This is a genomic window from Chryseobacterium sp. UNC8MFCol (assembly GCF_000482305.1).
In the GTDB taxonomy this organism is placed as follows: domain Bacteria; phylum Bacteroidota; class Bacteroidia; order Flavobacteriales; family Weeksellaceae; genus Chryseobacterium; species Chryseobacterium indologenes.
This window is the reverse complement of the sequence record NZ_KI535293.1, coordinates 187761-200302: the sequence shown is the minus strand read 5'-3', so window position 1 is coordinate 200302 and position 12542 is coordinate 187761. Positions and strand designations below refer to the sequence as shown.

The 12542-nt window shown below is 37.5% G+C and carries 9 protein-coding genes and 7 tRNA genes; all 16 read right to left on the bottom strand.

Annotated elements, in window-relative coordinates; genetic code table 11:
* Window positions 1-8: 8 nt before the first annotated feature.
* The 16 genes from M030_RS0122850 to M030_RS0122770 all read right to left on the bottom strand — a co-directional run bounded on the left by M030_RS0122850 (window position 9) and on the right by M030_RS0122770 (window position 12526).
* On the bottom strand, window positions 9-626 hold the full coding sequence (locus tag M030_RS0122850; RefSeq protein WP_027375528.1) for a hypothetical protein: 618 nt from the start codon (window positions 624-626) through the stop codon (window positions 9-11).
* A 538-nt stretch (window positions 627-1164) separates the two neighbouring features.
* Entirely contained in the window at window positions 1165-1707 is a 543-nt protein-coding gene (gene nusG, locus M030_RS0122845; RefSeq protein WP_002976412.1) for a transcription termination/antitermination protein NusG, read from the bottom strand.
* Between the two features lie 19 nt (window positions 1708-1726).
* Window positions 1727-1933 (bottom strand): preprotein translocase subunit SecE, encoded by a 207-nt coding sequence (secE, locus tag M030_RS0122840; RefSeq protein WP_002976410.1) that lies wholly within the window; start codon window positions 1931-1933, stop codon window positions 1727-1729.
* Between the two features lie 12 nt (window positions 1934-1945).
* Window positions 1946-2016, bottom strand: a tRNA-Trp gene (locus tag M030_RS0122835).
* 52 nt (window positions 2017-2068) lie between these two features.
* Entirely contained in the window at window positions 2069-3280 is a 1212-nt protein-coding gene (gene tuf, locus M030_RS0122830; RefSeq protein WP_027375527.1) for an elongation factor Tu, read from the bottom strand.
* 254 nt (window positions 3281-3534) lie between these two features.
* Entirely contained in the window at window positions 3535-6633 is a 3099-nt protein-coding gene (locus M030_RS0122820; RefSeq protein WP_027375525.1) for an efflux RND transporter permease subunit, read from the bottom strand.
* Window positions 6634-6688: 55 nt separating this feature from the next.
* Window positions 6689-7774: an efflux RND transporter periplasmic adaptor subunit gene (locus tag M030_RS0122815; protein WP_027375524.1), complete on the bottom strand. Its 1086-nt coding sequence runs from the start codon at window positions 7772-7774 to the stop codon at window positions 6689-6691.
* 4 nt (window positions 7775-7778) lie between these two features.
* Window positions 7779-9026 (bottom strand): TolC family protein, encoded by a 1248-nt coding sequence (locus M030_RS0122810; protein WP_027375523.1) that lies wholly within the window; start codon window positions 9024-9026, stop codon window positions 7779-7781.
* 211 nt (window positions 9027-9237) lie between these two features.
* Complete coding sequence (locus M030_RS0122805) at window positions 9238-10611, bottom strand: ATP-binding protein (protein ID WP_027375522.1); 1374 nt, start codon at window positions 10609-10611, stop codon at window positions 9238-9240.
* A complete protein-coding gene (locus M030_RS0122800) occupies window positions 10612-11292 on the bottom strand; it encodes a response regulator transcription factor (RefSeq protein ID WP_027375521.1) in 681 nt (226 codons plus the stop codon). It abuts the gene before it with no gap.
* A 460-nt stretch (window positions 11293-11752) separates the two neighbouring features.
* Window positions 11753-11824 (bottom strand) — tRNA-Thr (locus M030_RS0122795).
* A gap of 40 nt (window positions 11825-11864) precedes the next feature.
* Window positions 11865-11937: transfer RNA gene (locus M030_RS0122790), tRNA-Gly, on the bottom strand.
* Window positions 11938-12023: 86 nt separating this feature from the next.
* Window positions 12024-12104 (bottom strand) — tRNA-Tyr (locus M030_RS0122785).
* An 18-nt stretch (window positions 12105-12122) separates the two neighbouring features.
* Window positions 12123-12196, bottom strand: a tRNA-Thr gene (locus M030_RS0122780).
* 90 nt (window positions 12197-12286) lie between these two features.
* Window positions 12287-12359: transfer RNA gene (locus M030_RS0122775), tRNA-Gly, on the bottom strand.
* Between the two features lie 86 nt (window positions 12360-12445).
* A tRNA-Tyr gene (locus M030_RS0122770) sits at window positions 12446-12526 on the bottom strand.
* Between the last annotated feature and the right edge of the window lie 16 nt (window positions 12527-12542).

The following is a 12542-nucleotide window of genomic DNA, read 5'->3' as shown; positions in this document are numbered from 1 at the left end:
TGTTTGTTTTATTGAATTAATGGAGCGGTGGCAGCACCGGTTGTTGAAGCTTTAAGATCCTGAGTAGAATTAAAATCTTTAGCATAAGATCTATCAAAAACTAACAAATTGAGTGTCCATACTCCGGTGGGAAGAGATGCATCGGGTGAAAAGCCTTGGTAATCGGCCTTTAGCTTCCAGGTACCAGCGGTAGGATAAGCAAAGATCTGAGGAACCGGGGTCACCCAATCTGCAGAATATGTTCTGGTAGACTGTGTAAATCCGAAGGAAGAAATGACTACAAGAAATTTATTAGAATTGATTTTTGTATCAAATTGATTCACCCAATCTTTATCCGAAGGATCACACGTAATCTTAAACTGAATAAGATTAATCGGTGCAGGTGAATTGGGAACAAAAGAGTCATTATAAGCTGTAATCTTATTTTCAGGTGCGGGAGATTTAATGATAAATGTATAATTTTCATTAGCTCCCAATTTTTCCATGGGTGTTTTCAACACTATTCCGGATGTTTTCATGGTACCATTAACAGTCAATTCCTTTTCAGGTTTTGTTGTATTAATACCAACCTGTGCTTTAGCCCATACTGTAGCCAGTAATAAGACTATCGAAATAATTTTTGTCATGAGGTTATGTGTTTATATAAAGTTTGTGTTTTTAATATCCATTATAATTTTTCACATTGGGATTTTTACGCTAAAATATAAGCATCCGACACTGCTAAAAGCAGTGCATTAAATAAGAAAAATATAAAGTTTTTTTGGATTATAGGATTGATAGGTTACAATAAGCATGCCATAAAAAGTGAAATACTTATGAAAACCTATTTATTGACAGGCAATACCACCGGTTATCCCAAAGAGGTGAAATGTGATGTAAATCAAAGTGCCATATCGAAGCATTAAACAAAGATTTTATATTTTATTTACAATTTTAAGGAATAAACAAACTTAAAAAGACTTAATCAAAAGAGAAAGAAAAAATCATCATTACTTAAACAAACGTTTGGCATTATGAATAAGTTATGATTGTTTATAATTAAAAAATAATCTACGGACTATAATATATCATCCAAGCCTGATCTCTGAATATATATTATATTCCAATTTTAAGGCAAAAAAAAGACTGCTATTTGCAGTCTTTTTATTTATATATAAGTATGTATTATACTTTTTCTACTTGCATGTAGCTTAGTTCCATTGGAGTTTTTCTACCGAAGATCAATACAGAAACTTCAATTTTCTTTTTATCTTCGAGAATTTTCTCAACTGTACCATTGAATCCGTTGAAAGGTCCATCTATTACTTTAACGTTTTCACCTACTACATAAGGAATTTCAACATCGCTTGCAAATTCTGAAAGCTCATCCATTCTTCCCAACATTCTGTTAACCTCAGATTTTCTCATAGGAACAGGATCTCCACCTTTTGTTAAGCTCAAGAAAGATATCACTCCAGGAATGTTTTTAATAACGTGAGGAATTTCCCCCATCAGATCAGCTTCGATCATCAAGTAACCAGGATAGTAAGGTCTCTCTTTAGGAACTTTTTTTCCGTTTCTAATCTGAATTACCTTTTCCATAGGAATAACCACTTGAGTAACGTACTGCTCAAACCCTAAACGCTTGATTTCTGTCTCAATATAGTTTTTCACTTTATTTTCCTGTCCGCTGATTGCTTTCAGCACATACCATTTCAATTCGCTCATTATGGGAAAATACTTTTAATTAATTGAACAAGTTGATTAGCATTCCTATTATGTTGCTGATTGCTTTTGAAAACAATTCATCAACTCCAAAGGTAAATAATGCCAGAATCACTGTCGCAATAGTCACTACAATAGTAGATGACTGAAGGTCAGCCCACTTTGGCCATTCAACTTTATGTCTGAATTCGTTATAAGAACCTTTTAAAAAATCGACAAATGAACTCATAATTTATATTTGCACGGGCACAAGGATTCGAACCCTGATCAACGGTTTTGGAGACCGGTATCCTACCATTGGACGATGCCCGTAGATAAAAGCTTCCGAGAGTTTCCTTTCGGAAGCTAATTTATTTTAAGATGATTAGTCTAAGATTTCAGTAACCTGACCTGAACCAACTGTTCTACCTCCTTCTCTGATCGCAAATCTAAGACCTACGTTAAGAGCGATTGGCTGTAACAATTCTACAGTGATCTCTAAGTTATCTCCTGGCATTACCATTTCAACACCTTCTGGTAAGAAGATTTCACCTGTAACGTCAGTAGTTCTTACGTAGAACTGAGGACGGTATTTGTTGTGGAATGGAGTGTGACGTCCACCTTCTTCTTTAGAAAGGATATAAACAGAAGCTTTGAATTTTTTGTGTGGCTTAACTGAATCTTTCTTAGCGATAACCATACCTCTCTTGATGTCAGTTTTTTCAATACCTCTCAACAATAGACCTACGTTATCTCCAGCTTCACCTCTATCTAGGATTTTTCTGAACATCTCAACTCCTGTAATAGTAGAAGTTAATTTCTCATCACCCATACCTACGATATCAACTGGATCTCCAGTGTTGATAACACCAGCCTCGATTCTACCAGTTGCTACAGTACCTCTACCTGTAATAGAGAATACATCTTCGATTGGCATCAAGAATGGCTTTTCAGTATCTCTTGGTGGTTGCTCGATCCAAGTATCAACAGCATTCATCAATTCTTCAACGCTCTTGAACCACTTATCTTCAGTGTTAGCAGGAGATGCAGTAGCTGCAGTAAGAGCTCCTAATGCAGAACCTTGAATTACTGGAGAGTTATCTCCGTCAAATTCGTAAGTAGACAATAAGTCTCTAAGTTCCATTTCAACAAGCTCTAACAATTCTGGATCATCCACCATGTCAACTTTGTTCATGAAAACAACGATTCTTGGTACGTTTACCTGGCGGCAAAGTAGGATATGTTCTCTAGTCTGAGGCATTGGACCGTCAGTAGCAGCACATACAACGATAGCTCCATCCATCTGAGCAGCACCAGTTACCATGTTCTTAACATAGTCGGCGTGACCTGGACAGTCAACGTGAGCGTAGTGTCTTTTTTCAGTTTCGTATTCGATGTGAGCTGTATTGATAGTAATACCTCTTTCTTTTTCTTCTGGAGCAGAGTCAATTGCAGAGAAGTCTTTTTTCTCAGCAAGACCTTTGCTAGCTAATACAGCAGAAATAGCAGCTGTAAGAGTAGTTTTACCATGGTCAACGTGACCAATAGTACCAATGTTCAAGTGTGGTTTGTTACGATTAAACGTTTCCTTTGCCATGATTTAAAATTATTTATTTATTGTTTTTCAAATTTTCGGTGTGCAAATATAATGAATTTTTAAATACCAAAAACTTTTTATTAAAAAAACTTTCAATATTCTCTTCCAGTGAAGGACAAACCTTATATTTCAACGTATTGAGACTGCAAATTTACATAATTTTCCTGATTGAAAAAAACTTTCTGAAACCTTTTACGAAAAAGCCTGAAATACAGAATATTCCAGGCTCAGTTAATATATAAAATGAAAGATAATCAGGCTTGACGAAGCTTTTTGGTCCTATTGAATATCCAGAAAATTATGGGAAAAATAAGCAATGTAAGGATGGTTGCCGTGATCAGTCCCCCGATAATGACAATGGCAAGTGGTTTTTGAGATTCCGAACCGATGCCCGTAGACAAAGCAGCCGGCATCAGCCCTATGGATGCCATCAATGCAGTCATAATCACAGGTCTGGTTCTGGATTTCACCCCGTTCAATATAGCCGTATCCAGGTCTAACCCGTTTCTGACGTTCTGATGAAATTCTGTGATAAGAATTACCCCGTTCTGAATACAGATCCCGAGGAGGGCGATCATTCCTACTCCGGCCGAGATCCCAAAGTTGATTCCGGTAACATGCAGGGCGATAATTCCCCCGATCAATGCAAAAGGAACGTTGGCCAGTACCAGAAGGGAATCCTTCATATTTCCGAACAGCACAAACAACAGGAAAAATATCATCAGGATACTCACCGGCACCACCTGCGCCAGTCTGTGGGAAGCACGCTGTTGGTTTTCAAACTGCCCCGTCCATCCAATGGAGTAACCGTCAGGAAGCTCAATAGCTGCAACTTTCTTTTGTGCGTCTGCAATAGTACCGCCCAAATCCCGGTCACGGATGGAAAATTTCACTCCGATATATCTTTTAATATTGTCACGGTAAATGAATGCAGCACCATTATCTTTCACGATCGTACTGATCTCTTTCAAAGGAATTTTAGCACCATCCTGGGTAGGCACCATCAGAGAAGCAATATCATTTTCGTCTGTTCTGTATTCCTGGGAATAACGAAGCCTGATCGGAAACTTTCTTTCTCCGTCAAACATTTCAGAAGCCGTTTTCCCTCCGAATGCCATTTCCAGTACAGCCTGCGCATCAGCAGGCATGACGCCATAAGCAGCCATTTTATCTCTATCCAAAACCACGCTGACTTCCGGCTGCCCGATATTTTTAATGATTCCCGGATCTTTTACTCCTTCCACATCTTTAATTTTTGTAATCACTTCATGGGCAAGTTTATCAAGTGTTTCCAGGTTATCCCCATAAATTTTAATTCCGTTTTCAGCTTTAAATCCTGCCACAGCTTCTGCTACGTTATCTGAAATCGGCTGAGAATAATTAAAGGTTATTCCCTGATAGCTTCTGAGTTTTTTGTCAATTTCATTGATCAATTCCTCGTAAGAGATCTTTCGCTTCCATTCATCCCTGGGTTTAAGGTTCACTGCAAATTGTACAAATCCAAATCCGTTAGGATCGGTCCCGTCATTACTTCTTCCGGTCTGTGCCAGTACATCTGTAACTTCCGAGAAACTCATAATATCTTTTTTCAGAAGGTTGGCTGTTTTGAGGGATTCTTTTAAAGATGAGCTCATTGGCATTTCAGCAGTGATCCAAAGAGAACCCTCGTTAAGCTGCGGCAGGAACTCTGTCCCTAAAAATTTTCCTGAAAACAGGGTTATTGCAAGAAACGAAATAGCCACAATCATGCTGGTTCTTTTATGCTTAAATGTCATATTAAAACCCTTTAATACAATTCTATCCCAAAAATTCACAAAAGGATTATTTTTTTCTTTTACATTTTTATTCAAAAGAATATGAGACAATACCGGTACCAGGGTAAGGGTAAAAATAAGAGCACCTATTAAAGCAAATCCTAAAGTAAAGGCCAACGGAGAGAACATCTTTCCTTCCACTTTCTGAAAAGAAAAAATCGGAATAAGAGAAGTGATGATGATTAATTTTGAGAAGAAAATAGCTTTACCCAATCCGGTTCCGGTTTGTTTGATCCATCCTCCTTTCGCCAACTTGTTAAATTTCTCGGTGCCATATTTGTGGGCTTTATGGTCCAGCATTACAAAGAGGCCTTCCACCATGACGACAGCTCCGTCTATGATAATCCCGAAGTCTACCGCTCCCAGTGAAAGTAAATTGGCACTCATTCCTGCGAGTTTTAAGCATAAAAACGCAAATAACAGTGATAACGGAATGATAATGGAAACGATCAGTGTCGTTCTCCAGTCTGCCATGAAGATTAAAACGATTACGGTTACCAGTACAATTCCCTCAATCAGGTTGTGCATTACGGTTTTCGTGGTAAAGTCCATCAGGTTGTCACGGTCGTAGAACGTCACCATTTTTACATCTTTAGGCAGGATCTTTTCATTCAGCTCTTTAATTTTAGCTTTTACTCCTACCAAAACTTCTCTTGGGTTCTCGCCTTTTCTCATTACGACAATTCCTTCTACGGTATCATCGTGATTATTCAGGGCAGCCTGCCCTACCCTAGGCATAGAACTCTCATGAACTTCTGCTACATTTTTTACCAGAACAGGATTTCCACTGTCATTCTGAATGGTAATATTTCCTATATCAGTTACAGTCTTTACTAAACCAATTCCTCTTACCACATAAGCTTGTCCGTTTTTTTCGATGACATCTCCTCCGACATTCAGATTACTTTTGGTAACGGCATCATACACCTGAAGCGGTGTCAGATTGTATTTATCCAGGGCTCTGGGATCAATACTTAACTCAAATACTTTATCCTGGCCTCCGAAAACGTTAATATCTGCTACACCGGGAACACCTCTAAGAGCACGGTCAATAACCCATGTCTGCAAAGTAAGCAGCTTACGGGAATCTTTGGTTTTACTTTCCAGGGTATATCTGAAAATTTCACCTGTGGGCCCATAGGGTGGCTGTACTTCCGGATCTACATCATCAGGCAGGCTAATGGTTCGTAATTGGTTGTTGACCTGATTTCTTGCGAAAGTATCATCCACCCCATCATCGAACAGAATTTTAACAATAGAGAGTCCAAACATTGTAGTACTTCTCACGCTTGTTTTTTTCTGAACCGGGCTCATGGCCAATTCGATCGGTGTTGTGACAAAACGTTCTACTTCTTCTGCACTACGCCCATTCCATTGGGTAATGATGACTATCTGGGTGTTGGTTACATCCGGAAAAGCTTCAATCGGCATGTTTTTGAAACTTATAAAACCGGCTATCGCTAAAATAGCGACCCAGATAAAAGTAAATGCTTTATTCTTTAATGAAAAAGCGATTATATTTTTAATGAATTTATTCATGACAGATACATTGATGACCTAAAAAAGTCGTTGAAAGAATTGTTTTAAATCACTACTAGCTATTCAGAGAACGGTATATCAGCAGTTGATTATTGGTAATGACTTCTTCACCTTCTTTAAGACCATCGGTTATATAAGTAATGTCTCCCACCTGCTTCAACACTTTTACTTCTCTTATTTTCACATCTGTTCTTGATTTGAAAATAACGACAAAACTTTTGTTATCATCAAAAATCACGGCCTTTGAAGGAACGGTCAGCATTGTATTATTTTCAGAATTGAAAACCTTTATTGTCGCTTTACTGTCCGGAATTAATAATCCGTTGGCATTATCAAGAACTACTCTTGCCTGCATGGCATTGGTTTGCGGATCGATAATTTTGAATATTTTGTCAATTTTTCCGTCAAAAACTTTATCCGGATAGGAAAGAGTGGAAACCTGAGCTCTCATGCCTAGATTTATTTTATCAATATCTGATTCGTTAACGTTCATAATAGCCCATACGTTGGTAGTATTGGCAACATCAAAGATATTCTCGCTCCGATCGCTTCTCAGCTGCATGTCTTTATTGATATTCTTCTGAACGATATATCCACTGATTGGTGCCACCACACTATAGATGTTTCCGGTCTTCACATTGTAGACTGTACTTACGGCTGTAGCTCTCTGTAACTGGTCCTCTGCTTTCTGCAACTGACTTTTTGCTTCCAGAACATCTCTTTCGGTATTCAGTTTTCCTTCATACAATTCCTTGGAAACACGTAAATTATTCTTAGCTACCACCAAATCTGTTTTGGCATCGCTTACATCTTTTTGGATTTCTGCAAGTTCTGTACTTCGGATGGTTGCCAGGACCTGACTTTTTTTCACATAATCCCCCAACTCCACATTGACGCTCATCACATTACCACCTACGAGGGGATAAACATCAATATAACTGTTTTTATCGGCTGAAATCTTCCCATAAAAACTGTATTCATTTTCGATATTCTTTGCCTCAACCTTAGCCAGGGAAATAGAATTCAACATGGTGTTACTCAATTCGAAGCCTTTTTTAGACTGACTTGCTTTTTCTTCCTCTTTTTTAGAACAGGCTATTAGCGAAAGGCCTACCAATACCGGGATAATATATTTTTTCATTATTTTAATAGAAGATTTTCGTTTGTACTAGTTGATTAAGTTGTTCTGCAGAAAGCATAATCTGTTTTTTCATATCATAAATATGCAAGACGCTCTGCTTATAGCTTTCCATAAAGTCTGTAAAATCAATAAGACTTACATTTCCTCTCTGGAAGTTGGTCACGATTCCGTCGAATACCAGATCCATATTTTTAAAATCATGGGGCTGCAAAGTATAATACTGCTTATACTGATTATCCCAGATTTTATAAGAGGTATTCACCTGCGACAGAAGTTCTTCTTTTTGTCTTTCCTCATCTTTTTTACTTTCTTCTATCTGGTAGGCAGCTTTCATCTCATTTCCTTTATTTTTTTTCCACAAAGGAAGAGGGATTCCAAAAGAAACGGCCACCTGATTATCAAAAGCGGCTCCTCTTTGTGTGTAGCGGGCTCCTACCGTCAGGTCAGGGATATTAAGAGATTGTTGCCATTTCAGATTAAGCTGGCTGCTTTCTGTTATTTTAATGAAGGTCAGGTAATTGGTGTTATTTTCCAACGCCTTTTGTTGTAATTCCTGCAGATTGATTAAAGGTTGCCTGTTGAACAGCTGATCCAGCTCTTCCTCAGAAATCACCGGCTCGATATCCGTCTGGCTTCCGGTAAGCAGCTTCAGAGTCTGTTTTTGCTGGATGATATTATTAGTAATTTCAGTCTTATCATTTTGTAGTCCTATGACAAGTGACTGAAGTCTTACCACATCCTTCAGAGAAACATTTCCTTTTTTATTCTGGTTTTCGTAAGCGTTGAGGAGATTGGTAATGTATTTAAGCTGAAGATCTACGTTCTGTTCTTTCTTTTCGTCAAAAATAATACTGTAGAAAGTATTTCTCAACTGTGCTCTTAAATCTATTACAAGTCCTTTGAATTGTAATTCTGCTATTTCTTTATTGGATTTTGCAAAAGCAACTTCATTTTTTCTTTTTCCACCTAATACAAAAAGCTGATCAACACCAAATTCTTTAGCTCCTGTACTGCCGATATGAAAGACTTTATTATTTTCAGGATCTATAGCATTGAGCTCCACAGACAAGTTAGGCTGATCCCATATTTTTGCCTGAATGATGTCTGCTTCTGCTTCGCTGATATTATATCGGGCAGCAAGCAACTGAAGGTTGTTCTTCTGGAAAGCTTCTTCGCACTCCAAAAGAGACATTTGCTGTTGTGCCGCCGAGAATGAGGAAATGGCCAGGCACAGCATTGCAATTCTGTTCATTATTTTTCTTTTTAAATTACAAAATTGCTTTCATGTGATTAAAAGAAACTTAAATGAGCCTTAAAAAAAAATTAAAATGTCCTTAAATAGGGCATTCTAATTAGTATCCTAAATTTCATAAGGAATTGATATTTTTCTCTATTGTTTGAATTTTAATGTAAATCCAATCGTAAGTTTAACAAAAAAACCATAGGATTTCATAAAAACAATATTAATGGGTTGTTTTTTTAAAGACAATTGTAAACGTATTGACCTGTTCGGCCGGAGAAGAATATATAATGTCTGCACCATGATATTCCAAGATTCGCTTAACAATCCTGAGCCCAAGACCGGAACCTGCTATATTCTGGGTATTATTCCCTCTCATAAAGGCTTCAAACAGCTTCGACTGATCTTCTTTCGAAATAGTTTCTCCATGAGAAATCACTTCTACATCGAGATTATCGTTAGTCTCCGTGATTAACACTTTTACTTCCGCACTATCTGAATATATGGCTGCGTTTTTAAAAAGATTAATAAAGACAATAACCAGTAACGACTGTATTCCATCAATGGTCAGAAATGCATTTTCTGAGGTTTCTTCAGTAATTAAAAAATCCATTTTCAGATCCGGATAACTTTTCTCTACAGCTTCAAAAGCTTCAAAGATCACTTCATCAATTCTTACTTCTTCATAAATAGTCTGGATATTTTCTTTATCAAATTTGGTAAGCAGCAACAACGAGTTTGTCAAATCAGACAACTGATACACATCACGCTGAATTTGTTGCAGGGAAGAAAGGGTTTCCGGGGAATGTTCTTCAAATTTTATCAGATTCTCAAGCTGGAAAGCCATTCTAGTAATGGGTGTCCTGATTTCATGGGAGGCACTTGCTGTAAAATCTTTTTGTGACTGGAAGACATCGTTCAGCCTTGCGATCATCGTATTGAACGACTTGGCAAGAACACTGATTTCATCATTGGACTGCTGAACGGGAATCTGCTTTGTCAGTTGATGGGCAGTAACTTCAGAAATTTCCTTATTGAGGTCTTCAAGAGGGTGAAGAAATTTCTCCACAAAATAATAGCTGAAAAAGCCAATAAGAAGGGTACTCATCACATAGGCGGTCACCAAAAGATATTTAAGATATCCCAGTTTGGATTTACCGTTGGTGTCAAAAGCACTGGTAAGAATGTAATAATTTTCACCGTTGATATTTCTTAAAGCCGCATAAATCTCAGGAACGGTCTTTTCTGTATAAATAATTTTCTTTCGATCCAGTTCCTTAAGCATCGTTGTATCCCAGGTGACATTTCTGTCTTTGATCGTACTGTAAATTAATTCCTTTTTTTGATTGAAAATTAAAATAGTCTCGTTCAAAAGAATATTGTCGGAATTTTCGTTGAAAAAAACCGGGGCTTCTTCTTCAAAGTCTTTGGATTTCGAAATAAAGTGAGTCGTAAACTCCAGTCTCTGCCTGAATCTTTCTTTAAATTCGTCTCTTCTGAAATCGTTAAAAGATAAATAAATAACCGCCATCACCATTCCAAAAAGCAATGAAAAGGCAATACTGATTGTTAACGCTATCTTTCTTTTTAAAGACATTTATAATGGACTTAGGTAATATCCGAACCCTGAACGGGTGTGGATGAGTTTAATTTTAAAATCTTTATCTATTTTTTTTCGTAGAAAATTAATATAGACTTCAACGGTATTGGTATTCGTATTAAAATTATGTTCCCATACATGTTCTGTAATCTGCTGCTTGGAAACTGTTCTTCCCTGAGCTTCCGCAAGGTATACCAGCAGCTGGAATTCCTTCAATGTAAGTGTTATTTCATTACCTCCACGATAGACTTTCTGCTCTGTCTTATTAATAATCAGATCATCAATCCTGAGGATATCCTGGTCTGAACTATCTGAAGTAGATTTCCTTCTGAGCAGAGAATTGATTCTCAGCAACAGTTCCTCAAATTGGAAAGGCTTTACAAGATAATCGTCTGCAAGTCTGGTGAAGGCGTCTTTTTTATCTGAAATATCGCCATAAGCCGAAATAATGATGATAGGAGTACTTTTATCAAAAGAACGGATGGTCTGGCAGACATCAAGCCCGTTTACCTTTGGTACATTGATATCCAGCAGATACAGATTATAGGTGTTATTTTTAATCTGGCGAAGAAAAGTTTCCCCGTCATAGATTTTATCACAGGTAAAATTATGGGATTCTAAAAATCTGCAAAGTTCTGCAGAAAGAATGAGATCATCTTCCAATAAAAGAATATTCATCAAAAATTTATTTTACACGAATTTAAAGAAATTTTTACGATTCCGATTCTAAAGATAAAAATTAAACTTCAAAGTATTTAATAATAGAGGATCAGTTTCAAAAAATGGAAGTATACTGTTTACTTTTATGGATTTTAAAATGCCATACCAATTGTTCAGTGTTTCATTATACATTTCGATGATGAAAAGTTGGATCAACGTCATGAAGTCTTCAACGCACGGGCACCTCCATAAAAAGTCATCCGCTGGTCTGCTCGCTCTTAGTCTTCATCAATAAAGAATAGTGTTCTGTTTTTATGTTTTGTCAAACTTCAGTATGAGTTTGAGGATAAGATATTTTATTCTTAATGAGACTCAATTTTTTGTCTGCTTCCAACTCTTCTATTTGATTCTGTTTTTCTTTTGTGATGCTTGAGTTTTGGGCAAAAAAAAATCCCGAAATAAATTCGGGAAAATCGAGAGCCAACTACGGGACTTGAACCCGTGACCTCTTCCTTACCAAGGAAGCACTCTACCGCTGAGCTAAGTCGGCATCAACTAAAAAAATCACACTGAAAGCGTGATTTTTTTTGAGCGGAAGACGGGGGTCGAACCCGCGACATTCAGCTTGGAAGGCTGACGCTCTACCAACTGAGCTACTTCCGCAATTTTGTTTCCAAAACTATTGGTAAACGCTGTGCAAAACTAAGAAAATTAATTTAATTCTGCAAATTTTTTTCTAATATAAAATGTGGGGAGAGCAGGATTCGAACCTACGAAGCCGAAGCAACTGAGTTACAGTCAGTCCCATTTAGCCACTCTGGAATCTCCCCAGATATTTTATATTAATGAGCCTCCAGAGGGATTCGAACCCACGACCCCGAGATTACAAATCACGTGCTCTGGCCAACTGAGCTATGGAGGCATTTAATATATATGACTGAAAGTGATTGAGAAACTCTACTCATTACATTTCAGTGTTAAAAAAAAATCACAAATTACAGTGATTTTTTTGAGCGGAAGACGGGGGTCGAACCCGCGACATTCAGCTTGGAAGGCTGACGCTCTACCAACTGAGCTACTTCCGCAATTTTGTTTCCAAAACCATTGGTAAACGCTGTGCAAAACTAAAAAAATTAATTTAATTCTGCAAGTTTTTTTCTAATATAAAATGTGGGGAGAGCAGGATTCGAACCTACGAAGCCGAAGCAACTGAGTTACAGTCAGTCCCATTTAGCCACTCTGGAATCTCCCCAGATATTTTATATTAA